This is a genomic window from Burkholderia sp. Ac-20345 (assembly GCF_017104825.1).
GTDB classification, from domain to species: domain Bacteria; phylum Pseudomonadota; class Gammaproteobacteria; order Burkholderiales; family Burkholderiaceae; genus Burkholderia; species Burkholderia lata_B.
Genome location: NZ_JAAGPO010000002.1, coordinates 168,723 through 191,667, shown reverse-complemented (window position 1 = coordinate 191,667; position 22,945 = coordinate 168,723). Strand labels below are relative to the sequence as shown.

The 22,945-nt window shown below is 59.1% G+C and carries 23 protein-coding genes; 15 read left to right on the top strand and 8 right to left on the bottom strand.

The annotated features are described in order from the left end of the window. Positions 1-112: 112 nt before the first annotated feature. The 3 genes from G3O06_RS02000 (at position 113) to G3O06_RS01990 (ending at position 1,575) form a co-directional block, all read left to right on the top strand. The gene (locus G3O06_RS02000) at positions 113-565 is read left to right on the top strand and encodes a hypothetical protein (protein ID WP_205814761.1); all 453 of its coding nucleotides are present in this window, start codon (positions 113-115) and stop codon (positions 563-565) included. A gap of 142 nt (positions 566-707) precedes the next feature. Beyond that, complete coding sequence (locus G3O06_RS01995) at positions 708-995, top strand: hypothetical protein (RefSeq protein WP_205814760.1); 288 nt, start codon at positions 708-710, stop codon at positions 993-995. 133 nt (positions 996-1,128) lie between these two features. Further along, positions 1,129-1,575 carry a hypothetical protein gene (locus tag G3O06_RS01990; RefSeq protein ID WP_205814759.1) on the top strand — a complete coding sequence of 149 codons (447 nt, stop codon included), beginning with the start codon at positions 1,129-1,131 and terminating at the stop codon, positions 1,573-1,575. 134 nt (positions 1,576-1,709) lie between these two features. On the opposite strand, the gene G3O06_RS01985 is transcribed toward G3O06_RS01990, so the two are convergent. The 4 genes from G3O06_RS01985 to G3O06_RS01970 all read right to left on the bottom strand — a co-directional run bounded on the left by G3O06_RS01985 (position 1,710) and on the right by G3O06_RS01970 (position 6,865). Then, positions 1,710-1,970: a hypothetical protein gene (locus G3O06_RS01985; protein ID WP_205814758.1), complete on the bottom strand. Its 261-nt coding sequence runs from the start codon at positions 1,968-1,970 to the stop codon at positions 1,710-1,712. After that, positions 1,948-5,106: a helicase-related protein gene (locus G3O06_RS01980; RefSeq protein ID WP_205814757.1), complete on the bottom strand. Its 3,159-nt coding sequence runs from the start codon at positions 5,104-5,106 to the stop codon at positions 1,948-1,950. The genes G3O06_RS01985 and G3O06_RS01980 overlap by 23 nt, the downstream gene beginning before the upstream one ends. Next, positions 5,103-5,927, bottom strand: coding sequence for a hypothetical protein (locus G3O06_RS01975; RefSeq protein ID WP_205814756.1), 825 nt, complete (start codon positions 5,925-5,927; stop codon positions 5,103-5,105). The genes G3O06_RS01980 and G3O06_RS01975 overlap by 4 nt, the downstream gene beginning before the upstream one ends. A gap of 113 nt (positions 5,928-6,040) precedes the next feature. Further along, positions 6,041-6,865: a hypothetical protein gene (locus G3O06_RS01970; RefSeq protein ID WP_205814755.1), complete on the bottom strand. Its 825-nt coding sequence runs from the start codon at positions 6,863-6,865 to the stop codon at positions 6,041-6,043. Between the two features lie 329 nt (positions 6,866-7,194). On the opposite strand from G3O06_RS01970, the gene G3O06_RS01965 reads away from it, so the two are divergent. From G3O06_RS01965 to G3O06_RS01910, 12 genes are all read left to right on the top strand, one after another. Then, complete coding sequence (locus G3O06_RS01965; protein ID WP_205814754.1) at positions 7,195-7,836, top strand: hypothetical protein; 642 nt, start codon at positions 7,195-7,197, stop codon at positions 7,834-7,836. A gap of 10 nt (positions 7,837-7,846) precedes the next feature. Beyond that, positions 7,847-8,047, top strand: a complete 201-nt coding sequence (locus tag G3O06_RS01960) for a hypothetical protein (RefSeq protein ID WP_025496801.1) — start codon at positions 7,847-7,849, stop codon at positions 8,045-8,047. A 1-nt stretch (position 8,048) separates the two neighbouring features. Then, on the top strand, positions 8,049-8,906 hold the full coding sequence (locus G3O06_RS01955; protein WP_205814753.1) for a hypothetical protein: 858 nt from the start codon (positions 8,049-8,051) through the stop codon (positions 8,904-8,906). A gap of 206 nt (positions 8,907-9,112) precedes the next feature. Next, on the top strand, positions 9,113-9,850 hold the full coding sequence (locus G3O06_RS01950; protein WP_205814752.1) for an A24 family peptidase: 738 nt from the start codon (positions 9,113-9,115) through the stop codon (positions 9,848-9,850). 178 nt (positions 9,851-10,028) lie between these two features. Then, positions 10,029-11,816, top strand: coding sequence for a PRTRC system ParB family protein (locus G3O06_RS01945; RefSeq protein ID WP_205814751.1), 1,788 nt, complete (start codon positions 10,029-10,031; stop codon positions 11,814-11,816). Between the two features lie 112 nt (positions 11,817-11,928). Beyond that, positions 11,929-12,411, top strand: coding sequence for a PRTRC system protein E (locus tag G3O06_RS01940; protein ID WP_205814750.1), 483 nt, complete (start codon positions 11,929-11,931; stop codon positions 12,409-12,411). A 12-nt stretch (positions 12,412-12,423) separates the two neighbouring features. Beyond that, positions 12,424-12,636, top strand: coding sequence for a PRTRC system protein C (locus G3O06_RS01935; RefSeq protein ID WP_021158830.1), 213 nt, complete (start codon positions 12,424-12,426; stop codon positions 12,634-12,636). A gap of 130 nt (positions 12,637-12,766) precedes the next feature. After that, entirely contained in the window at positions 12,767-13,909 is a 1,143-nt protein-coding gene (locus G3O06_RS01930; RefSeq protein WP_205814749.1) for a hypothetical protein, read from the top strand. A gap of 1 nt (position 13,910) precedes the next feature. Then, complete coding sequence (locus G3O06_RS01925; RefSeq protein WP_205814748.1) at positions 13,911-14,651, top strand: PRTRC system protein B; 741 nt, start codon at positions 13,911-13,913, stop codon at positions 14,649-14,651. Then, a complete protein-coding gene (locus tag G3O06_RS01920; protein WP_205814747.1) occupies positions 14,651-15,289 on the top strand; it encodes a PRTRC system protein A in 639 nt (212 codons plus the stop codon). The genes G3O06_RS01925 and G3O06_RS01920 overlap by 1 nt, the downstream gene beginning before the upstream one ends. Next, positions 15,279-16,034 carry a PRTRC system ThiF family protein gene (locus G3O06_RS01915; protein ID WP_205814746.1) on the top strand — a complete coding sequence of 252 codons (756 nt, stop codon included), beginning with the start codon at positions 15,279-15,281 and terminating at the stop codon, positions 16,032-16,034. Before G3O06_RS01920 ends, G3O06_RS01915 begins: the two co-directional genes overlap by 11 nt. A 161-nt stretch (positions 16,035-16,195) precedes the next feature. Continuing rightward, positions 16,196-16,633, top strand: coding sequence for an SET domain-containing protein-lysine N-methyltransferase (locus G3O06_RS01910; RefSeq protein WP_205814745.1), 438 nt, complete (start codon positions 16,196-16,198; stop codon positions 16,631-16,633). A gap of 6 nt (positions 16,634-16,639) precedes the next feature. Here the strand turns inward: G3O06_RS01910 and G3O06_RS01905 are convergent, their stop codons facing one another. The 4 genes from G3O06_RS01905 to G3O06_RS01890 all read right to left on the bottom strand — a co-directional run bounded on the left by G3O06_RS01905 (position 16,640) and on the right by G3O06_RS01890 (position 22,928). Further along, positions 16,640-17,959 (bottom strand): DUF1173 family protein, encoded by a 1,320-nt coding sequence (locus tag G3O06_RS01905; protein WP_205814744.1) that lies wholly within the window; start codon positions 17,957-17,959, stop codon positions 16,640-16,642. Between the two features lie 88 nt (positions 17,960-18,047). Beyond that, the gene (locus G3O06_RS01900) at positions 18,048-18,560 is read right to left on the bottom strand and encodes a hypothetical protein (protein WP_205814743.1); all 513 of its coding nucleotides are present in this window, start codon (positions 18,558-18,560) and stop codon (positions 18,048-18,050) included. Positions 18,561-19,896: 1,336 nt separating this feature from the next. Then, a complete protein-coding gene (locus G3O06_RS01895) occupies positions 19,897-20,925 on the bottom strand; it encodes an autoinducer binding domain-containing protein (protein WP_346779477.1) in 1,029 nt (342 codons plus the stop codon). A gap of 11 nt (positions 20,926-20,936) precedes the next feature. After that, positions 20,937-22,928: a diguanylate cyclase gene (locus tag G3O06_RS01890; protein WP_205814741.1), complete on the bottom strand. Its 1,992-nt coding sequence runs from the start codon at positions 22,926-22,928 to the stop codon at positions 20,937-20,939. Between the last annotated feature and the right edge of the window lie 17 nt (positions 22,929-22,945).

Genomic DNA, 22,945 nt, shown 5'->3' with positions numbered 1-22,945 from the left:
GTCGTAGGTGTGAAGTGGTGTTGAGTAAGGTTTGAACGTTTTCCCCACCCGGGGTATCACTATCCCGGAAGGGGTAGTGATATTCCAAATCATCCATGAAAGGAGTATCACCATGCTTCGTCTTACCCTCATGTCTGCTTCGATGTTCAAGTTCGCTGCCGCGTTCGATCGTCGTGTCAACGATCTCGTTCGTGGTATCGCTTCGTGGAATGTCATGCTGGTCTTCAGCGTCGTGTTCATGCTCGGCTTCTACCTGATCCTCGGATCGGGTGCGTACGAAGAGCACGCGAAGTTCATGCTGCTGGAAAACGGCGGCTTCACGGCGCTGCAAGTGTATCGGGACCAGGTCATCGCGCATCGTCTGCCTCTCCAGGCATTCATGCTCGAGTCGATCACGGGTCACGGCTATGCGGCCGGCGCCACGATGTTGGGCCTCGGCCTCTGGATGACGTTCGTCGTGGCTCCGCTCGTCGCCAGCATCATTTTCCTCGCCCGTTTCGAGGTTCGGATGACGCAGCGTGCGCGGATCCGGCAACGTCTCAACAAGATTCTCGCCAACGTGTAACCGTTTCGGGTTGCACGCCACGCGCAGAAGGAGAAAGCCCCGCGGGGCTTTCTCACCTCAGAAATCGATCACTTGTCCACCCACGCGGGAAACCACTTCCTGCTGGGAGTGGGGTGTCTCGCATTTCTGAAGGAGAAGTACCATGTCGCAGCAGCATCAGCATCAGCAGGATCTGTCAGGTCTTCCGGCGAAACCCGCCGAGAACTGGCAGCTTGCCCGGCAAAAGGGCATCCCGGTCGGTCCGATGGATGTGGTGGGGCGGTGTGTTGTGTTCGGCAGTGGTGGTCAAACGACTACCATCGTTGCATACGACCCGAAGTCTCGCCGTGTCCGGACAAAATCCGGGTCGGTGTACCAGCTTCTTACCCCTCGCATCACCTGCGTAGTGATCGAGCGCGGGTTGTTGCAGAAAGTCGGTTTCGAGTTGTAAAAGAACGCCGTGCTTCCCCTCGGGGACGCGGCGTTTTTTCATTGCGCAAAAAAATCTGAAAAAAGATTGCCGGTTTTTCGATGTCGTTGCCATTTCTCAGTATGGGCAATCGTGCCCGACACTGGAGATGACGATGAATCAATTTCTGCTGCGCCCGCTCAATGCCCTCGGTAGGGTCACCAACGAGCAGGTCGACCAACTGCGTGGGATTCCTGGAGTGCGTGTTTCGCGCGTCCTGACCTACATCGTCGCTGTGTGTTTCGACGGCGATGCTGCGGCGCTGCAGTCGCTTCTTGCCGGGACAGCATGGGACCCGGATCACATTGGGAAGAGCCGGACGTATCGTCTTCAGACAGTCATGTGGCCAGTCTCATCTCGGGCCGGCGCCATCAACGTTGGACCGCAACTCGACGACGTTCTTATGCAGTTTGCGATCGAAAAGAGCCTTCCGACGCGAGCCCATCTGTATCGCTATCTTGAGGCCTTTCCGCAGTTCCGGCAGGAGCTCATCGAGTTTGCGGTTTCGCTTGTCGAAGACCAGTTTCACCCTGAGCCGGTGGACCCCGGCCAGGCCGACTGACGCAAGATGCCCATCTCCTCGCGCGTACCGGTCACCACTGGTGGCGCGTCGATCGGGAGCGCTGCAAGATTCGCATACCGCAAAAAACTAACCCCGGTGATCTTGCGATCCCGGGGCTAATTCGTTTAAGGCAACTACGCTACTTCTTCGGCTGTCTGGCGATGCAGCTCGGTTACCACTGCACCTGATACTCGCCAGCCTTCAAACTCACTCTCCTTCAGTCGGTGAACGACGCGATCGAGAACCACGCGTGTGATCTCTCCCTTGTCGTCCTTGAACTGCCCGAGAATGCCGGAGATGATCGGGCTGGACTGCCCCGAACGCCGGATAACCACCGAATCCGATCCGACCGAGACGGTAGGCAGGACCGGTTTAAGCCGCGATAGGCTGGACATGCGATGTCTCCTTTTCGAGATGCTTGCGAAGGTCGTGGCTGTGAACCCCAATCAGCTCCGACAACTCACGGCAAAAGCGCCGGAAAATGACGTCCAGATGCAGGAACTCCTCATCGGAGGTCGTCGGCGTGCCCCAATCGAAGCCGGCGTTGAAGCTGTCGGCCTTGAACGAGACTACCTGCTGCATGTAGGTGTCGATCGAGTGTTCCGTGATGACGTGATGCGCCTGCACGTCCCACTCGTTTTCCCCGCGCAACGCACGCGCGATCGCCTGGCTCTCCTTGCGGGCAGACCAGCTCTTGTCAGCCAGCAGGACATCGCTGCACTGGGGAATATTGGTGCCTTCCCCGATGCTGCCATACGTCACCAGCGCGACCGGCACATCTCCCTGACGGTACTTCGATTCGAACTCGGCGTTTCGACGTTTGATCGTCTTGCCGCCGTGGATCACGACCGAATCGATGTCCCGTTTGGCGAGGTGCCGGGCAACCAGCTCCGCATTACCGGGATACCCGGTGAACATCAGTGGGCGCCGGCCGGCCAGAACCAACTCCTCGAGCTTGTCGATGCAGAACCGTTGCTTGCGCGTCAGCTCGGCATAGACCTTGGCTGCCTTCGGATGCTGCGGGAAGTTGTTCGCGATCTCCACGGCCTTGATGCGCGCGAGGATGGCCACGAGGTTGTTCCGCTTGCCTTCATCCAGTCCTGCCATGTACCAGCTCGAGAAGTCCTCCGACACGACCAGGTAGTGCAGCAGGTGGCTCATGTCGAACTCGATCAGGTGCTGGACATGCGTCGGCTCGGGAATCGTGACGCACGAAGCGACGTCCGGTTCCTTGGGCACGCGGCGCTTGACCCACGGAGCGAGCATCTGGCGATACTCCGCCAGATTGGCGATCCGGGGCACTTCACGCTTGGCACCCTTCAACTCGTCTTCGAATTCCCTGGTGACCCAGACGAAGTCGCAGAACGTGTTGAGAACACGATCGATTCCACGCTCGGCCAGCGCCATCGAATGACGCAGGCCGGGGTCGAGATAGTAGCGGCGATACCCGTAAGGCTGGGCTGCCGTACCATCGCCACCGGCGAATGCCAGAAGCCCGTGGCAGTCCCGCGGGTAATTGCCGGCGGGCGTTCCCGTGAGCGGGAAACGTCGCTTGGCCGATACCTGCCAGACTGCGCTCGACTGCTCCGTGTCGATATTCCCGAGGAAATGAGCCTCATCGGGAATGATCGTGCCGACCCGGCGCCGCAGCTTCTTGGCGTACGTGATGCGAGGATGCGCGCTCGTAAGCGGCCCCTTGAGACGATCAACCGAGATGATGTTCACCGGGCGCAGCGACTGCAGCTGCTCCGGCGACTCGATCACCTGCCAGACGGCGGGATCGAGCTTGATCTTGTCGATCTCGATCAACATCTCGTCGACGAGCGCAGACTTCAGCACGATCAGCGCACGCTTGCCGCCGAGAAGCAGGGCGATAGCGAGTGCTGCACGCGCCTTGCCGAGCGCCATCGACCACGCCACAACACCGGCACGCTTGATCGCGAGCTCGACCAGGTCATCGATCTGGTAGCCGCGGTTCAGCCACGTATCGATGCCGAGTTCCTGTATCCGGCAGCGCCACGTTGCTGCAAGGCCGGGGAACTGCATAGCGAGACCGGAATAGACCTCTTTCCACTCGCTCTGGGCTTCCGGCTGCTTCAGGTCGAATCGCGCGAGGATGTCTTCGTACGGCAGGTTGAAGGACTTCCCGTTGTGCTCGAACTGATAGCGGCCGTGCTCGACCTCGGTGAAGGTGACCTCAGTCCCGGCCTTGATGACCGGAGACCCCCAGCGCGTCGGATCGATCAGATGATCCTTCTTCGCTGTACCTTCCGTGGCCGATCCCTTTCCGCTTCCCGCCCCAGGCATTAGGACGGTGTGACGGAACGGAGCCTTCTGTCGGGCGGTAACCCGGATCTGGCGCCGCAGGTAGCCCATCAGGCCGGCTTCGACGTGCGGCGTTCCGCCGGCGCGGCCGATGTCCGAAACGAAGGCCCAGAAGCTGGCCATCGGATCGGGCTGCGCCAGGTGGATCTGCAAATCGAGTGCCCCTTGTCCCACGTACGCAACACCCTTGGGATAGCGGTGCTCGGCGTGGGGGCGGTGCGCTCCGATCCTGTCCTGGTAGATCGCGTTCAGAACCGTTGCTTCCGTCAGGCCGCACTGGAACGTGAGGCGGATCCACCGGCCGTCGTGGCACACCCGGACTGTTGAGTCACCCGTAACCGGCCGAGTGATGGCAGGCTGGGATACCTCGGCAGACAGGTGAGCGAGCGTTGGCTGGCGGCGCGCTGCGATCGTCAGATTCGGCGTCGCAACCGGTTCCTCCAGCTTGTACACGCGCTGGCGGTTCGGAGCATCGTTGCGGAGCGAGACATCGAACACGGCAACACTGACCCGCACCGTCGCATTTTCCTCCCGGAAAACATCGAGCGGCATGTCGTACAAGGCGACGAGACGCTTGAACGGATGCGATTCCTTCCCGCATGCGGTCATGAACACCTCGTCAGCCACGGTCGTCGGCAGAATCGCGACCACCCACTTCGCTGCATCCAGCGCCTGATACAGAGCATACGCATCGCTGCGCGTGCTCGTGTTCGGCCCGAACCGCCCGTACGACGTGCATTCGTACGGGGAGAGCAGGGCGCTCTGCAGGTTGATGGAGAACGGCGGGTTGGCAAGACAAAAGTCGAAATGCCGCGGCCGCACATCTTCCATGCCGGCATGGATGAACTCGTAGGTAAAGCCCGCGTTCATTGCAGCCTGACTGAGCGAGGCGATACAGCCCTCGTCGACGTCCACCCCGTACAACGAGTGGATTTCGGGGGTTGCCCAGTGCAGAAGCCGGCCACTCCCCACGCTGTTGTCCAGAACGCTGATCTTGATAGATTCACCAGCCAGGATGCGTTCCCGGGCAGCGAGCCTCTCCATCAGCGGCTCCACGAGACGCCAGCAGAACTGCGACAACGGCAGTGTCGTGAAGAACTGGCTCTGGTGAGCCTGTCGTGCTTCATGCAGGCCCGCGAGGGAGCCCGCCTTGACCGTTGTCGAACCCTTCGACTGAATCTCCAGCAGACCGTCAGCCCAGCTCATGCTGCCTCCGCGAGTTCGGTGAAGCCATACTCGCCGAGGAACAGTTGCAGCTTCTCGGAGACCTTCGCGTCGAACACGAACTCGAACCGGGAATGGAAGGTCGTCACCTTGACCTGGCCATTTTCCGGGTTTCCGAATGTGTACGACTCACGCGACTCGACGTAGCCTTGACCGAGCTGGAATTCGCGTACCAGACGGTCGAGGCTGCATTGCAGCGTGAGCATTTCGGCCCATGATGCAAACGACTTCAGTGCCAGAACTGTGCGGCCAATGGTTTCCTGGCAGCCGTACGGTAGTCGGTAGCGCTTGTCCCATTTCGAGTTCGTTGCATAAACTCCCAAATCGAGCACGATGCAGCCCTTGCGCCGAGCAATACCCGCTTCCGGTTTGATCCGGAACTCCTTCACGAGCGCCGCTCCTGCCTGCCGGAAGGCCGTCACGACACCCTGGTTGCCGCCGAATCGCGACTCCAGGCACGTCCAGAACGTGAGGGCATTGAGCTTGCGGAAGTCGCCGCCATCGCAACCGGCCGCCTCCGCGATTTCGCTCACCTCGATCTTGATCGGCGCCGCCGCACTGGGAGAAAACTCCCGCACGGCCACGTCAACCAGATGCCTCATCAGCCCCTGAGCCACGCGCTTGAGATGTTCCTCTTGCTTGTGGTCCGCGTACTCACGCAGGCTGACCATGTAGCCTTCGCAGCCGAAGAGTTCCTGTTCAGCTTTACGCAAGCGGGCGTTTTCTGCGGCATACACCGTGATTGCATTGCAGACGTCATCCCAGTATTTCTGGGTTGCGGCAACGAGGTCACGAATTTCCATGTTTTTCTCCATCAGCAAAGTGGAAAAACACATGGCCCCCAAGGGCGCATGTGTTCCCCCGGGGTTTTGGTGCTAGGCACCTCAGAGTGTCCGGCGGGAAGGCCCGCCCAGACTCAGGCTGCCATCTCTGGCAGCGTAAAGAAAAACTCGCTCAAGAAAAGGGTGAGCGGTTCAGCAACAGCAGGCTCGAACGTCCACTCAAACGACGTGTGGTATGTGACAAGCTTGATGCGACCTTCTTGCGCGTTTCCCATCAGGAACGACTCGCGGGAAACGACATCGGCAGGGTATGAAAACCGCGTCGCGATCGGCGCAAGCGCCTCGGCCAACGCCGGTTTGCCAGCCCAAGCTGCGAAGCTGATCAGCGCCGGGATCAGGTCCCGCCGCATGGTCTCGCAGTGAGACGATCCCAGCCGGATGCGAGAGCTGAATTTCTCGACGTATGCGCTCTGCGTCAGGACAAGTCGCCCGTTCTTCATCGTCATCGGCTCGTCGGCCGATATCCGAAAAGTCCTGGCGATTGCCTTGGCTCGCTTGCGGTACGCGAGCACATGACCAACCCGGTTTCCGTAGTGCTTTTCCAGTACGGCCCAAAGGCGAGTCGAACTGAAGGTTTTCGGATGACAGGGGTGACCGACTTCGAAGTTGATCTCCCTTTCCTCGATGTCCACGGGTGTGGAAGCATTGGGAGAGAAGGTCGATGCGGCGAACTTGAATACGTCATTGATGAGGGAGCTCGCTCGCTCTTCGATGCCATCTTGGGCAAGCTCAGCTGCGACTTCATCCAGAGGACGAAGCGGCGTTTCCGGAGTGGAATCGGTATTGGCGTTGCGGTATTGCCGGCCAAGCTCGATCCGTTCTCGGGCATGTCTGAGCGCGAGTGCCTTGTAGGCGGCCCAGTACTGCTCCATCCGAGCAATGAACTGCTGGGGATTCATGGGTGTCTCCAAAGAAATTTGGAGGCATCCTGCGCGCCTGAGGGGGCGGACAGGAGGCCCCCAGGGACGGCGATATGGCAGTTGAACTGCCGGGAAAATGACAGGCTAGGTACGGTCCAGCTACCGGATCAGAGATCGGGGCAAAGTATAGCAGGGAATTCCTGACAGGAAATTCGATTAAGAAAATTCGCGATATTTGCCAGTTTCAGCGCTGAAAGATGGCGGGTATGGGCCCTGTTTCCCGATAGTTCGCGAGTGCGGCCGTCAGGATAATCCGTGGGGTGCTCAATGTGACTATGCGAGCAGCACTCATCTCATTCGATATCGACATGGACTTCGACGACGAAATCACGCTCCCCAATCCGATTCGCTGGAAGGTACTTGGCCGCACGATTCCCACGAACCTGCCGCTGACGGTATTCCTGGTGATCGCCGTGCTCGTGGTGTCGTGGATGACGTATTTCGGTGTGCGCGCCGATGTCAAACTCCCGACCGGCAGAGTTCCGCCGGCCGCAGCTTCCGGACCGCAGGCGACGGCGCAGTCCCAATCGTCGTCGGGGCTTCCGAAGATCGGGAGCAACTCGTCGCTCCCGCCGCAAGGTAGCACTCAACTGCGGCGCCAGTTCTATTTCGCCTACCTGGCAGCCTGCCAGGCAAATGCCAAGGCGGGTAGGGCGCTGTTCGACAGCGACATGAACAGCCAACTGGCTAGCCAGAAGCTGAATACGGTCTTCAACATCGGAATCTCGTATTCGCGCATCGACGACACGGCGTTCAGTCTCACACTGACCGGCAATATTCCGGCGGACGTTCTCTCGTCGGCAGAGTACGCGGAGATCACGCAGTACGGCCAGCATGTGACACCGGGTTTGTGTGTCGACGTGACCAGTCAGATTCATGACATGGCAGACCAGCAGGGTGCCGGAGCGTCCTCCGGGCGCGCTGCGCCGGCGCCGAGCCCACGTTCGTAAGGGGAGCAAGATGTCCGTGATAGAAACGATGAAGGAAGAGGACGTGCGTCGCGGCCGCGAGTATCAGTGCACGGAAGAGGACTTCGGGGGCATCGTCAAGGTGACCGAGGTCGGTAGTGACATGGTCCATTACACGGGTGATGCTGACGGCTTCGCGGTGATGAGCGAGTTCGTGCGGGCCTATCGTCCGTACCACCGGAGCAAGAACTGACATGCTGCTCGGCCGGCTGCTGAACTGGAGCGCAACGACGTCCGGCGTGATCGAGCCGGAGATCTACGGCGAAGCGCGCGAGCGCTACGAGGACATCTGCCTGGAGTTGGGTATCCGCAATGCGCCCACCCTTCGGCTTGCAAAGAAGGTGACGCTTCTGAGCAAGATTGTCATCGGAGACTGGCGCCGGTCGAAATCGATCCGCGTGGCGGCGCGCAAGAGCATCCCGACCGACCATTTCTTTCTGCATGAGCTCGCGCATGCCCTTTGCCTGAAGTATGTTGGCTACCGTGGATACCACGGTGCCCCGTTTCTCGTGTTGCTCCAGTTGCTCTACGAATTCCACTGGGAAGGCGAGTTTCCGGACGTGATCACGGAAACCGTTCGTGAGGATTGGCCTCGCTACGTTTCCAGCGAGGAAAAGGGCAAGACGATTTTGGTAGCTTGGGAAACCGTCACTGCGATCAAGGCCGACCTCGAGGCGCGGGAAATATTCCGGCCGAGCGCCGACGTGCTTGCGCACGAAGTGCGCAAAGCTTTCCCCGCTCAGCTGTCGGTGCTCGAACGACGGTTCGAGCCGGCGGTGTTGCGCGACATGGTTCGGACGCAACGCGACGGACTCTTTACGCTCGCGCTCTGGTCAAGCGGCGCAGCAGCTCTGACGTTCGGTGCCCTGTATCACTTTCTCCCGAGTCCCGCGACCGCATGGCCCGGTGTCGGCTCTGGACTTCTTCTGCTGGCGGTCCTCGCGACAATCGCAGCCACGGACATGTCGAGGCGCATCAGGCGGCTTTGGGATCGGCTGGTCGATCGGTTCAGCCCGAAGGATGATGACGTCATCGGGACGCCGGAAATCTAATCAATGCTGCGGGGGTAGTAAATGTCCGTGCTGAACGGCTACGGCGATAAACGAAATCCGACGATCAGCAATCATGGCGTGGATATCGCCTCGCAGCGTGCAGACGATCTGGACGGTATGCGGTCGTGTTCGAGACCGAGGCGTTGAGCAACGAGTCGTGATTCAAATTTCCCCGGCAAGTTCGGTATCAGAATCAGGGCATTGAAATGGATGTATCGTCCATCATGGAAGCAACACTACTTGGCCTGCTGACAGGCGGATGCAGCGTAATGCTTGCGGGTTGGTTGCCGCGTTTCCTCGAAGCACACTACAGCCTGGACGAGGACCGGATCGGTGCCGGGCTGGGCGAGTTCATGAGCGCGCTTGCCTGCATGAAGCCGGCCAGCAATGAGGTTGCGTGGATCACGGGCAGCGTGGTGTGTTTGCTCTTGGGTGCGGCCGGCTTTTATGCTGAATTGGAGTGGGGCACGACAAGCCAGGCTGGCGCGTTCATCCTTTTCGCGGGTGCGCTGGCCTCGGCTGCACTTATCGACCTCGAGCACGAGATCATTCCGGACATTCTCATCATCCCGTTGCTCTGGGCCGGCCTGATCTTCAATGCGTCGGGGATGTTCGTGCCGTTGTCGTCGGCCGTGTTCGGCGCCGCGGCGGGCTATTGCTCGATGTGGGTGTTGAACTTCCTCTTCCAGATCTTCGCTGGGCAATCCGGCATGTACGGCGGGGACTTCAAGATGTTCGCGGCGATCGGCGCGTGGGCAGGATTGAGTGCGCTGGTGCCGACGTTGATCATTGCCCTCGTTGTCTTTGCGCTCACGGTCGGCGTGCGAGTGATGACGAAAAGTACAAACAGGGAAATGCCCTTCGGACCATATCTCGCAATTGGCGGCGCGGTGTCGCTGGGCCTCGGAGAAAGTGCGAGATTCTTCATTCACCTGTTGCGGTAGCACTCTTACCTCTTCTAGAATGACACCAGTTTCTCGACTGGAAGCAGTACTTTCCACGTCGAAAATCGCAGCTGGGCGTAACTAGCCAACGACGGTCATCCGTCATTTTCCAACCCGGGTGGGATCCTTGATCCCGCAGCGGGGCATGGATTCTGCCATCGTTTCATCAGGAGAATCCATGCAAGTCAGTACCGAAATTTCGCAGTCTCAATCCCTTCCGCCGGCGATCGCAGGTGACGTTCAGTCGTCGTCGAGCATCGTGGACGTTGAGGAAGGTGATGATTGCGCGCCCGAATATGAGGGTCTGGTGGTTCGTATTGGAGACGTGCGCGTGGTCTACAACCCGCGGACGTACTTCGAGCCGAAGGCAATGGCTGAACTGGCCGCGTCGATTCGGGCGCAGGGCCTCTTGCAACCTCTCCTGGTTCGCAAGATGGACGATCACTACGAGCTCATCGCCGGCGAACGACGTTTGCGGGCGGCGAACGAGGTGTACGGCCCGGACGGCGTCATTCCTGTCCTCTCCCGGTATATGACCGATAAGCAAGCGGCCTTGGCTGCTGCGACCGAAAACATCCAGCGGGAGGGAATGTCTCCCACGGAAGAATCGGCAGGGGCACTGCATGCGATGGCCCTCTACGGGGGCGATCGCGACGAGGTCGCGCGACGCATCGGCTGGTCGCGTTCGATGCTGGATAGCCGTCTGGCTCTCCAGAACTGCATTCCTGCGGTCCAGACTGCGTTGAACGAGCGAAAGATCATGCTCGGGCACGCGGAGCTTCTGGCGGCCGTGGTGAAGAAGGTTCAGGCGGAGATCCTGCCGATGATCATCGAGCGTAACATCTCGGTGGCTGATCTGAAGGCAGAGATCGCGGCGCAAGCCTTGCGCCTCGATACCGCCCGCTTCGACAAGACCGAGTGCCTCACCTGTCATCACAACTCGTCCAATCAGCGAACGCTGTTCGCTGAAGCGATCGACGACGCGCGATGCACGCAGAAATCGTGCTTCGACGCGAAGAACGACGCGCTGATCGGGTCGGTGAAGAAGAGCCTCGAAGGGCAATACCAGCGCATCCAGGTGGTGCGCCCGGGGGACAACCTCACGGTCATTGCTCTGAAGCCGGATGGCGATACGGGCGTTGGCGCCGAACAAGCAGAAGCCTGCAAGGGCTGCGCGAACTTCGGCGTGCTCATATCGGCCACGCCGGGCAAGGTCGGCCTTTCCTATCCGAACTACTGCATGGATGTCGCATGCAACAAGGAGAAGAACGCTGCCTATCTGGCCACGATCAATCCGCCGGCGGCAAAGGTGGGTTCGACCGGAGGGTCGGGTAAGACGGCGGCGGGTCAGTCAGCCAGCAAGGGTTCGTCTGCCGGCAAGGCGACGTCGAGCGCCAAGCCTGCCGTTTCCGCCGAGTCCAATCGCGTGAAGGATTATCGCGAGAAGACGTGGCGCGAAGTGGTTCGCACGGTGATGGTTCGTAGTTCGGCCAAAACCGAACTGCTGATCATCACGCTGGCGTCGATGGGGCTGTTACGCCACATCGACACCACGGCGCTGGCCGAGCAGATCGAGAAGGCTGGCGGGAAGCCGGTTGGTGCCGGTATCGGTCTGTTCGACAGCCTGACTGTTGTGGCCGGCCTCGAGGAAACGCCGCGAGGCCGCATCCTCGATCTCGTCGCGTCGTCGGTCGTGGGCGATATCCAGATGCGTGATGTCAAGGATCTCGCGACGTTCCTCGATGTGGATCTTGCCGCTCACTGGCAAGTCTGCTCGGGTCTGCTGGATGTTATGACCAAAGCCGAAATCGAGGCCCTGAGCCAGGAGATCGGTCTGAAGGAATTCCTCGGCAAGCAGTTCGCCAAGATCATGTCGGGCAAGCGCGACGAGATGATCAAGGGGCTGCTCAAGGCTGAAGGGTTCGAGTTTCGCGGCAGGATTCCTGCCGTCATGCTGCTGAAGTAAGCAGCCGTTGTCTGTTCGCTGGCCACCGTTCTGGTGGCCAGTATCCATCTTTCCGTTCGCGGGTGCTGTCCCTTGTGGGGCATGCATTCGCATTTTCATTCCAGGAGTTTTTATGTCCACGCTGTTCAAGCAGTTGCACGCTCTCGTCTGTCAATCGGACGGCGGTCTCATGATGTCGATCGTCGCAGGCAAGGCTGGGAAGATGACGGTAGCAGTGATGCCGAAGTCGAACCAGAAGGAAGCGAGCGAAAGCGGGCTTCTGACGCCGCTTGCGCTGACCGGCACGCCGGAAGAGCTCGATGCGGAGTTCGTTCGCTGTCTGGGCGAGTTCACTGGCCAGCGTCAGTCGCTCGTCGATCAGCTCGCGGTGACCACCGCGGCGCTGGAGGCAGCGAAGGGCAAGGCAGTAGCCAAGGGTAAGCCTGCTGGCAAACCGGCGGCACTGCCGGCGCCGACTGCGCAAGCTGGCGTCACGTCTGCTGCCGATCTGATGGAAGCTGACGAGGAGTCGGATGAACCGGGTAATGCTGCCTCCGAGGCAGCTCAAGCGGGTTCGACCGGCGGCCTGTTCGGTAACGCGGCGCTCGTGGGCTAAGGGGAGACGAACATGGCATTGGAAGTCTCTCTGATCAAGCGTGTCTTCATGTATCACGGCACGCAGTTCGCAGATCCTGGCCCGTCGTTGTCGATCCAGCAGGTTCAGGATGTGCTTTCCATGGCACACCCGGACATTGCAACGGCTGAGTTCGAGCAGAGCGAGGTCCGTCAGGATGGCACCGTCGTCTACAACGTCCGCCGCAAGGTGGGTCAAAAGGGCTGACCATGAAACCGGTGATGTTTGACGCCTGGCTTGCCAGGGCAAACGACTCATCGGTGGAAGCGGTCAAGGGGGCATCGGGTTCGGAAGATCCCGGTGCCCCTACGCCTATCCCACTTGAGGAGGTCTACGGATGCGCATGCATTCTGAAATCCATGATCGATCGATCGCAGCAGGATCAGCCTGCCGGCCGATTAAGTCTGATGCCGTTGGATCTGCCCATTCTTGGATGAGGTTGCCGGTGCTCGATCGGGCTATCCCGGTCGAGCAAAACAGCCAGCGGAGTCTTTGCTGGCTGGAGGCCGCCAAATCATTGCATGCGTGCGGATTGGTCGTCCCATCGGACATCGAAGGTTGGAACTCGCCGGGCAAGGTAGTCGAAGCGGCGCTGTCCCGATGGTTCGCGAAACGGACGGAGGGGGTAACGGCGATCGAGCTCGATATCTGCTTTGCTTCGGCCACCAACATGGTCGATGAAGGCTCGATGGAGGAGCCTGAAGAAGACGAGCCGAACGATCTTGGCGTATGGGTCGAAGTGTCTCGTGACCAGCCGAATTTCCGGAGTCTGCGTCGCGGATTTCTGGAGTTGGAGGGGATCGCGGAAGGGCTCGGTATTGCCGCGACGACGATTCTTTCGCTGGCTGGGCACATGATCGGTTTTACCTTCGATCATGACTACGTGACCCATTCTGCAGGGTTGCGCATCTACGGCTGGGAAGATTGCTGGCCCGATGGCACCTACGATCCGTCCGAGTTCGGACCGGAAAACGAGGATGGTTCCAGCGAGTACTTCGCCTATACAAGGCCGGCATTCGACCGGGACTGCCCGCGACGGGAACTGCTTCGGCACCCACCGATTCGCGACATGGAGAAGTTCGTTCTTGCCGTCGCGAAGCACAACGCGGCGATGGCGCCGGTGCTGGAGGACCTGGTTGGACTCGTGAAGGCGAGGCGGCATCGCGAAGCGATGTGGCCCACGCTGAGCGGGACTGACTACAACTCCATGATTCCGGCCTTTTCGCTCGCCTGGGATGCACCGGGTGAGGCAAAAGATGGGAAAGAGGACAACATTTACCGTGTTTGGGACGACTACGCCAACATGCTCCGCAACGGGGGTGAAGGGTGGGCATACGGCCTCGGCTCGGAAGTGTTGGCCTGTCGAACCCCGGAACTACTACGGGGGACTTTGAAAAGTTGGGATAGTCGTCTTCGACTGCTGAGGGCGACTGATCGCCTGCTGCATTCGATGACGGATCCCGTTATCTACGGTGGGTGACATGATCAATACGCAAGTTGTTGGTTCCGGGTCGTCATTGAAGCTGGAACACGCCATCCTCCTTTACTCACGTTCCGGGCATCCGGGAAGTGCTTCGGGGAATGGCTTTGTCACGATCAATCCTGTCCGGATTGAGAAGGGAAACGCGGTGATCGGTCCCGGGCAGCCTGCAAGCCGGGCGGCACTGGTCGACGCACTTGATCGGCTTGCCGAACGGGAGCAGACACGGGCGCTGTATCACCCGCGCCTGCTTGGACGTGGGGCGGACTATGCAGTCTGGTACGTCCCGCCCGGAAAGCGCCACCTTGCCTTCAATCACCCCTCCGTGGGAGGAAAGAAGGCGGGAATGTGCGCGTTACCGGGCCTGGTGTTCTTCCTCGTGCGCGAGGATTGGTACGTGTTCGCATATCGGGGAAAGCGACGGCCGTCCGCGCGGACGCAGCTCTACCGCGCGCCGTTTTATAACGTGTGGGCGGAGGGGCGGATCTGCGTCGGCAACATCGATCTCCCGAAGCAAGGGGCATCGGCGCCGCTGGAGCAATGGGAGGACGCGTTTTTCGGAACGTGGTTCACCCACCCGAACATCCCGGAGGCGCAGCTCCTGCGCAAGGGGGAGAACTGCGGGAAGCTGTGGAAGGCACTCCTTGCGGGAAAGCACGAGACGTTTCCGTCCGCGCTTCTGGCTCGGATGGGCATGCGACTCGAGGACGCGTTCGGGAATCTGGTTGGAGGGGGTGTCTGATGGATCACCGTGACTCGTTTCTCCAAACCACATTCCCGACGATCCCGGTGCCGCGGTTCGGCTCGCTCGAGGAACTGGCGTCGAACGGACATCGGTTCCTTGTCGGAAGCAACGGCGTGGCGCTGGAAGTCCGTCGGCCATGGCTGTACATGCGGAAGATCGCGATGAAGAATGAAAGTGGTCTTGCGCTCCCGTACGGTTCTGTGTCGGAGGTGTTCGAGCTCCGCTGCGGTCCGATTCCGCGGGAGTTGCTGATGGAGTTTGCCTGGCAGGCGAAGGCATGGGGTGAGATCGAAACGGCCGCGTGGATCACGTGGCGTGAGAGCACCCGTTCCTTCGTCTTTCGGCGACTCAGTGAGCGGACCGCGTCCGCGCACTCCGTGGTCGTTGACCGGCCGGCGCTGGATGCGGACGAGCACCTGGTTGTGGACCTCCATAGCCACGGTCTCTCGGACGCGTTTTTCAGTCCAACGGACAACGACGACGATCAGGGGGAGGTCAAATTCTCCGTGGTTGTCGGCTCTTGTCACCGTGATCGGCCGGAGGCGTTCGACGTCGTTGCGCGGCTTTGTGCGCTGGGATTGACGGTCCCTGCGAATGAGGCGTTCTCGTTGAAGGAGGTGCAGCATGCAGCGTGAGCACATGGTGCATTCTTCGCTTCTGACGAGCGAGCCGCATATCGTGGTGATTGGTGCCGGCGGTAATGGCAGTGCGATGCTGGCTTCGCTGGCGACGCTCAATCATGCGATGCAGGAACTCGGTCACCCGGGTTTTCGCGTGACGGCCGTCGACGGCGACACGGTATCCCCTTCCAATGTTGGGCGGCAGGGGTTCTATCCGTGCGATGTGGGCCAGTTCAAAACCGATGTTCTGATCCAGCGGATCAACATGGGGTTTGGCACGCGATGGGCTTCCATGCCAACCATGTTCACCGGGAATGACTCCGGTGAGCTGGACGCTGACATGGTGATTTCCTGTGTGGATTCTCGCCGCGCAAGAAGTGTTATCGCCAAGTCCTTTCAGCAAGGGTACTACGTGGATCTGGGCAACAACGCGGCGACTGGGCAGGTAGTCATCGGGGAGTTCGGAGCGCGACGTGGGAACGACTTTCGTCTGCCCCATGCCGTCGATCTCTTTCCGGAGATTGCCGATACCTCGCTTCCAGAGGACGATCAGCCATCATGCTCGATGGCTGAAGCGCTCGAGCGGCAAAACCTGTTCATCAACCGGATGATCGCGGGTTGGGCGGCCGAGTTGCTATGGCAGATGTTTCGCAACGGCAAGTTGAACTTCCACGGCAATTTCGTCAATCTGAGTTCGGGGCGTGTTGCGCCGATTCCGGTCGACGAAGAAGTGTGGTCGAGGATGGGATACAAAGCCTGACGAGAGAAGCATCACGCGGTACCGAAGCCCCGGCCTTCCATTACGGAAGAGCTGGGGCTTTTTTTCGCATTGGCGGCGCGCATGCGTGTTCGTACTCCGATATGGTAGCGAGGTTGTTTCGACGAACGTATACTCGCGAGCCAGGGAGAAAGAGGTCAAATATGCGGCGCATTGCAGTACGTCAGTCGAGTGTTCATGGACGCGGTGTCTTCGCCCTGCGTGATATCCCGGCCGGCGAAAGGATCATCGAATACAAAGGGCGGGTCATGTCGTGGCGATCCGCGATCGCGGGACACCAGAAGCTGGCGTGCGAGGACGGGCACACGTTCTTTTTCGGGCTGACCGATGGCCGGATCATCGATGGCGGCGCGGGCGGCAACAGCGCCCGATGGATCAATCACGCCTGCACGCCGAATTGCATCGCCGAGGAAGATGATGGCCGCGTGTTCATCTTCGCAAGCCATGCGATTCGAACTGGCGACGAGATATCGATCGACTATCAGTTGAGCGTCGACGGCCGGCGTACAGCCGCAGTACGGGCCGCCTATACCTGCCGCTGCCAGTCCTTGGAATGCCGTGGGACCATGCTGGCGCGGTAGAGTCGATCAGGCCGCCGTCCGCTCGATGCGGGGAGGTAGTGCCGGCATCTCGCGTGTCCTGGTCAGATCCCATTCCCAAATTTCGACGCCATTCTGCCGGTAGATGTGCTGCTTTTCGCGCTTGCGGGCATCGTATTCCTCGCGGCCCTCCACGCCGTACACTTCCATGTAGCAGCGACGCGACGCCGTGTCGTAGAGGATGAAGTCGGCCAGAACCTTCCCGTCCAGAGAATCGGTGCCGGTCTCGATCTTGACCGGCTTGGAGAAATCGCGGTTCGCCGTCACGAGCGCATCGGCGACGACTTCCTCATAGGACGAGTCGACCGGAATGAAGCGGCTCGACACGCGCATCAATCCAGCATCGAGTAGCTGGAGATGGCCGCGTGGCGTACCCTCGACGTGGAATATGCCGATCACATGGCCATGCTCCGCGTTCAGGGTGTTGAGCACTCGGCCGAACCTGCGCTGCAGACGCTGCATGAGGGGAGCTTTGCAGTAGACCGGTTGGGCGATGTGGCCAAGCTGGATCTGGTAACTGTCGAACTGTGACTCTTTCACGCCGCGCAGTGGGGCGATGATGAATAACGTCTCGCGCACCGCCGATGCAGCCTTTCCCGCGGCAATCCGATTCTGCGCGTCGATAAACTGGCGTGCGCTCGTGAAGAGTGGCTCCTGACGAGCGGCGAACTCGGCCTTGTTCTTGTCAGCGGCCGCCGGCGTGTATCGAGGCGGGATATAGAGCACGTCGGCGAGAGGGCGCTTTCCGATCTGGCCGTCCTCAACCTTGCTCATGAGCTCGTACCGGACACGGCCCCAATCCCGGTTCCATCCGGCTCGCCAGCGGTGCAGCCCGGTCTCGTTCCAGAGATACTGCAGCATGGCGAGCAGCGTAGCGCCGCGCGTCGATTCGGATGGACGGGGCGACGCCTCGATCGGATCCTTCTTTCGGACAACCGTGTCGACCTTCAGGGATACGGAAAACTGCGGGGTGATCCGGAATGTCCCGTCAGCGCCTTCCTCGAAGCACGACTTGCTCTCGGATGATTTACCGGACTCGTCCTCCGGCTCCTTGTAGAACGGACAGTCAAGATCGTGCGCCTCTCCGCCTTCTGGCCAGCCCGCGAGGAAGAATGCGGCCGCGGTGCCGGCGTGGGACTTCCGACGGATGACAAGTCGCTGGGGAGTGGAGGAATTGCAGAGACACCAGGCGTGGCCGGGTTCGATCCGCGCTTGTTCGAAATCGCGGGAATAAGAGGCGGGTGCCTCGCGCACAGCCGAAAGTCGGACGCGCTGCGAGGCAATGCGAACATCGGGATCTAAGGACATACCTCCTCCTGCCAGCCTGGAAGGCTGTTAGCCAGTCATACCGGACGTGTACTGGCAGGCCGAGAGGACGCGCGAAGCGCCCATTCGGTCAAGCCAGAGGCACGTGCGCGTTGGGATCGTATTCGCGAGCGAAATAGTTCTCGATATCCTGAACCGGCGTGCCGTACGGGAACGTCCGGGTGATGAAGCGCATTTCATCTTCGAAGGCGAGACAATACGCGCCTTCGGCCAGAATGGTGGTCGAGTTTTCGTTCAGGCTGAACGTCAGGTCGATCGCATACACAATGCGGCCGTGCGAGCGGACGTGCTTGATGAGGCCGATGGCGGTCGAGCTTTCGCGCAGAACGCTGAAGCCCCGCGCCTTAAACGGCGCGGAATGGTCGACGCCGTGAGGACCCGTGGGACAGTTCTCGCGAATCTGAGACTGTGCTGACGGCTTTGGGCGCGCCTGTTCGGTCGACGTGCGGGAGGGAGTACTGGGATACTCGAATCGAGCGGCCGAGACGACGGGCGTTCTCGACGACGAATGCGTCCGGTGCGTTTCCCTCACGCGTGAAAAGGACAACGTGGGTGCTTTGGTCAATAAGTTGTAGTTGTACATCTCGATCTATTCCCTTGTTCGAATTCGTTCCGACATAGTGAATCGGAAACAGCTTTTCGGCGGCCCATTGATGGAGCCCCGTGTCCATCTTCCGACCAGCGAACGCCACGTACTGGCAGTCTTCGCGTTTGCCGATCAAGCGTTCAAGCGTGGCCTGAACGTGAACCGCCGGCGCCGCGCTGGAACCAATTGCAAGCAATTTGAATGGTTCGCTAATTTCGCGACGTAAAATAGCTATTTCCGTTTTGACGAAAGCGGGAGGAATTCCCCATCTGCCGCAAGCGTCGAGTAAGCCAAATGGACCGAGCAGCTGAGGTTCGAGATCTGGATGGGCCTGAATTGCGTACAGTAGAGCGCTACGAAATACTCGACCCCGTATCTGTTTCCAATCACCGCGCCAAGTCTCAGGTAGTTGTCTGCTCAGCTTCTTCAACTCTCGAATCGTTGGTGCGTTGAGGACTTCCTGTCGCGCTTGTTCATCAACACCTCGGTACTTCTCGCTCTCCCAATAATGGAAGATGGATCTATACCCCTCGCGGCAACGCGTGAGGGTATCCAAAACGCCCATAAAGAAGATCTCAGTGTCTAGCATAAATCCTATTGTGTTGGCATTCCCTCCGTTGAGAAAGTCAGAATCGTCGACCAATGAGGGGGGGATTTGCCCTCCTTAGGCGATAGGCGCCATTCCTCAAGCACCGATCGCGATGGTTGATGCTGGGAAGTCGGGTCGGAGCTCGTGACGGCGGTGCTTACCTCGTCGCGTGCAAACGCGTGGCGTTGGCTCGATGGACCGCAACTGAGTTTCAGTGCTCGGTCGATGATCTTGGAGGCGCCTGTCGGCGAGGCCGCATGGTCGACGGGCCGAGGAGATTCCGCTTGCGCACTTTGCGGTGACACCATACGAACTAGCGCGCAAGTCATTGGCATGTGCGCTCCAGCAACACTACCGGCATTCATCTTGGAACTCTGGTCGAAAATTTATGGATGCTTTTGTGGATCGGGCATATCAAGGTTTCCCGCGCGGTGTGTCCGTTCGATTGTGCATCGCGCTCCAGCGAACGGACCATCCGCGAACCTCCGATCCAGTACGAACTTTCTCGCATATCCAGATACGAATTCAAGTCGGACGTTTGGTATTGAATTTGCGAAGGCAACGTGCTAGGCGACACATATAGGCGGGATTGGGGGTGGCGTTGCACGCAACGAATGGCCTATGGACGCAGACGAGGGTGCTGGAAAGTTGCCCCCCCCAGACACGTCTCCGGCCGCCGGCGAGAATAGAAGGGGGCGCTCGTTGCGAAAACCGTCGAGGAGGCGGCGAAAGCCGTGGTGTGGGTCAGTAGGTGACCAGGCCAAGTCGTTCGGCCTTTGCCACCGCGTCTCCAATTCGGTGGACGCCAAGTTTGTGATTGATTCGTTGGAAGATCGTCTTGTAGACGGTATGCACGGAGAGACCCAGCCGGTCGGCGACATGAGATGCGCCACCACCGCTGTGGAGGGTCTGCAAGGCGAGAGTCTCAGAATCTGAGAGATCCACTTGTTCCGTCGCTTTTAGGCGTGATTGAGCCACTCGCCAATCAAGAAGTTCGGCGGCTAACGCGCGCAGCAGTACCTTGTTTTCCCAAAGTTGGATCACCGCTTCGGGGTTCGGCGTTGGAGCACTGACGTAGAGAATGCCAACCACACCGTTTCCGGGCGTGTGTACCGGGGCAACGACTCCGTGATACAGGCCGTGATCATGCCCCTGGGTGATGAACCAGTGATCCGTCCGGTGAAGATGGATTCTAGATGTTACGGTCGGCTCGACATTGTATCGAGCATATTGAACCACCGGATCGTTCATGTACCAGAGCTTTGCGAGGTACTGCTGCAGCCACGATGGCCGACAGCCCACGAGATAGCGCGAATCGAGGAAATCGAACGTGCCAGTCTTATCGGCGGAAAACCTCGACCATTGAAAAATGAAGTCTCCTCCGCCAACCGCCGTGATGACAGTTCTGGCAAGCGCAAGCAGTTCGCCTTCTGTTCGACATTGAGCGATTCCATAAATCGCCTCGAGAGGCGCGCCGGGCGTTTTTACGGCACTGCTACGCTCCTGTTGATGCTGAGCCTCCACATACTTCTGGTGCATCAAAGAATAGATACGCTCAAGTCTCTGGGCATAAGGATCTGCGGTGGCGAAGTCGTATAGGTCGGCCGCATGTTCGATACCAACCACCTGAGTGAATGAGACACCATCGCCTCGAAGGCTTTGGCGATCGATGATCGAAAGCCCCTCCGAGGTTTGGTACAGACGAAGACTTACCCGTTCAGTACCGATTTGGGCACTCTCATCATGTAAAGTCGCAACGCACGAGCAGATCACGGTCAATACCTCTAGGTTTCGGTGCGTTGTGCTATAGAACCGATGGACCGATATGGGGAGAACTCACCACCGTTGATTCCCTCGAATTCGAGCTGCGGAAACTGACTTACCCATCCAGCATGGCCGCTGGTCTCGATCCCGCACACGAGCGTGGTCAGACCGAGTTCTTCACAGGTCCGCAACATGCCGCGGACTGAAGCTTCGGCAGCGCTGCTTTCGAATACTCGGGAAAACAAGCAGCGCGTCACGATAACGCCGTCGACCGTGAGAGCCGCGAAATTAGGAAAGGGCGCCGTCGCACCGAGAACGACGAGGACTTTTGCGCCGGCGTCACGGATCGATCGCAATTTCATTTCGACCTCTGGCGTCATGGAAGCGATCAGGTGCCCACAGACAGCTACTCTGATGCGACTTGCATCGAATGCATAGGTGTCCCGCCATTGGCCGATGCAACCACCAATATCGCCGCGTAACAACTGATGCGCAGTAACGTCAATGGTGACGGAGGAGTGATTTTCTGTGAGGTCGTGAAGTCGCTGGCATACGGCGGTAACAAGATGTTCACTCACCTGAACACCAAGCCCAGCCGAGTCCGCTTGTTCCATGGGTTTTTCCGCTGGCACAGGCTCTCCAGCGTCGTCTTGCCATGAGAAGCGCGCGCGAAATCCAATTTTCTGCCGGCTAGTCGCGTCGAAGATCGGCGTGTAGAACACGTCAAATTCCTTCTTGACAAGCGCGATTTGGAGCGTTTGATAGAGTTGGAGGTCGCGGTCGGCTTGTCCAGCAAGTTCGGGAGTATGACTGCAAGCGTGACTCGTCTGCCTTGCTCTGGCAATGCTCTTTGCGGCGTACATGGCCTGATCCGCACGAGTCATGATGTCGAGCTCCGAAGCATCGTCGTCACAGAACAAGGCTATACCAATGCTCATGTTGACGAGATAGCTGATGCCACTCAAGACAAAGACGACTTCAAATTCCTTCATTAAACGCGCCGCTAACGCGTGCGCCCACGATCCTGGGCTCTCGTGACGAATGGTGATCACAAATTCATCACCCCCGATTCGCATCACTTCATCACCATCAGCTAACAGGCCGCGTATACGGTTTGCGACTTTACGGATAAGCTGATCGCCGCCCTTGTGCCCGATCGAGTCGTTAATATCCTTGAAATTATTTAGATCGATGTAGAGGATCGCAAAACGATGGCGATGCTCGGTGTTGAAGAATTCACGTTTCAGAACCTCGGTCATGAAGAACCGATTCGGAAGCCCGGTAAGTGAATCCGTATTCGCGATAACGGAAAGGCGTTCTCGTGCGCGTCGCTGTTCCGTAATGTCAATACCCGAGCAGATCAGATAGCGTTCCTCTGTCCAACCAACGCTCAGTGCGAACTTGTTACGAAAGAGGAAGAGGCGTGGTCCTTTGAGCGTACTGACGACTCGTTCAACCTCAAATGAAGTGCCCGTCTGAAAGAATGCCTTGATGTTGTTCTGCGAGGCTTCCTTTTCCGCACCCACCATAAAGAGGTCCCACGCGTTTCGTCCAATTAGGTCTTCCTCCTTCATGCCTACTGCTTCCTCCGCATGTCGATTGAAGCGTTGGATCCGTCCGTCCTGATTTAGGATGACCAGAAGTGTGTTCGCCTCAGAAACGACCTGCTCTGCAAACGCTAGCGCACCTGACAAGTTTCGTGCCACGGCGGCCGAATCGGCCAATTCAGCAGCTGTTCCGGCCCAGCTAGTCTCACTGACTCGCTTACCGACGAGATGCAGCGTGGTACGACTTCCGAACGCAACGGTCTCTACGCAGAGCGCCGAAGTTACGCCCGTGATCGCGCGTATTTGTGAAGCCGTCTCATCGCCGACCTCAAACTTGAATTCCGTAACAGATGAGTCGGCCGATGAGCTGAGGAGAAGCAGGTTGTTTTCTAATGAAAACAACCAAATTGGCGTCGACGTACCGAACCTCGTATTCAGGACGGAATGATCAGTTTCGCATGTCATGTCGGAATCCGGGAGCG

What these genes read in the sequence shown, in the direction of transcription:
- G3O06_RS02000 (WP_205814761.1), top strand. Translation starts at nt 113, where the DNA reads ATGCTTCGTCTTACCCTCATGTCTGCTTCGATGTTCAAGTTCGCTGCC.
- G3O06_RS01995 (WP_205814760.1), top strand. Translation starts at nt 708, where the DNA reads ATGTCGCAGCAGCATCAGCATCAGCAGGATCTGTCAGGTCTTCCGGCG.
- G3O06_RS01990 (WP_205814759.1), top strand. Translation starts at nt 1,129, where the DNA reads ATGAATCAATTTCTGCTGCGCCCGCTCAATGCCCTCGGTAGGGTCACC.
- G3O06_RS01985 (WP_205814758.1), bottom strand. Translation starts at nt 1,970, where the DNA reads ATGTCCAGCCTATCGCGGCTTAAACCGGTCCTGCCTACCGTCTCGGTC.
- G3O06_RS01980 (WP_205814757.1), bottom strand. Translation starts at nt 5,106, where the DNA reads ATGAGCTGGGCTGACGGTCTGCTGGAGATTCAGTCGAAGGGTTCGACA.
- G3O06_RS01975 (WP_205814756.1), bottom strand. Translation starts at nt 5,927, where the DNA reads ATGGAAATTCGTGACCTCGTTGCCGCAACCCAGAAATACTGGGATGAC.
- G3O06_RS01970 (WP_205814755.1), bottom strand. Translation starts at nt 6,865, where the DNA reads ATGAATCCCCAGCAGTTCATTGCTCGGATGGAGCAGTACTGGGCCGCC.
- G3O06_RS01965 (WP_205814754.1), top strand. Translation starts at nt 7,195, where the DNA reads ATGGACTTCGACGACGAAATCACGCTCCCCAATCCGATTCGCTGGAAG.
- G3O06_RS01960 (WP_025496801.1), top strand. Translation starts at nt 7,847, where the DNA reads ATGTCCGTGATAGAAACGATGAAGGAAGAGGACGTGCGTCGCGGCCGC.
- G3O06_RS01955 (WP_205814753.1), top strand. Translation starts at nt 8,049, where the DNA reads ATGCTGCTCGGCCGGCTGCTGAACTGGAGCGCAACGACGTCCGGCGTG.
- G3O06_RS01950 (WP_205814752.1), top strand. Translation starts at nt 9,113, where the DNA reads ATGGATGTATCGTCCATCATGGAAGCAACACTACTTGGCCTGCTGACA.
- G3O06_RS01945 (WP_205814751.1), top strand. Translation starts at nt 10,029, where the DNA reads ATGCAAGTCAGTACCGAAATTTCGCAGTCTCAATCCCTTCCGCCGGCG.
- G3O06_RS01940 (WP_205814750.1), top strand. Translation starts at nt 11,929, where the DNA reads ATGTCCACGCTGTTCAAGCAGTTGCACGCTCTCGTCTGTCAATCGGAC.
- G3O06_RS01935 (WP_021158830.1), top strand. Translation starts at nt 12,424, where the DNA reads ATGGCATTGGAAGTCTCTCTGATCAAGCGTGTCTTCATGTATCACGGC.
- G3O06_RS01930 (WP_205814749.1), top strand. Translation starts at nt 12,767, where the DNA reads ATGCGCATGCATTCTGAAATCCATGATCGATCGATCGCAGCAGGATCA.
- G3O06_RS01925 (WP_205814748.1), top strand. Translation starts at nt 13,911, where the DNA reads ATGATCAATACGCAAGTTGTTGGTTCCGGGTCGTCATTGAAGCTGGAA.
- G3O06_RS01920 (WP_205814747.1), top strand. Translation starts at nt 14,651, where the DNA reads ATGGATCACCGTGACTCGTTTCTCCAAACCACATTCCCGACGATCCCG.
- G3O06_RS01915 (WP_205814746.1), top strand. Translation starts at nt 15,279, where the DNA reads ATGCAGCGTGAGCACATGGTGCATTCTTCGCTTCTGACGAGCGAGCCG.
- G3O06_RS01910 (WP_205814745.1), top strand. Translation starts at nt 16,196, where the DNA reads ATGCGGCGCATTGCAGTACGTCAGTCGAGTGTTCATGGACGCGGTGTC.
- G3O06_RS01905 (WP_205814744.1), bottom strand. Translation starts at nt 17,959, where the DNA reads ATGTCCTTAGATCCCGATGTTCGCATTGCCTCGCAGCGCGTCCGACTT.
- G3O06_RS01900 (WP_205814743.1), bottom strand. Translation starts at nt 18,560, where the DNA reads ATGTACAACTACAACTTATTGACCAAAGCACCCACGTTGTCCTTTTCA.
- G3O06_RS01890 (WP_205814741.1), bottom strand. Translation starts at nt 22,928, where the DNA reads ATGACATGCGAAACTGATCATTCCGTCCTGAATACGAGGTTCGGTACG.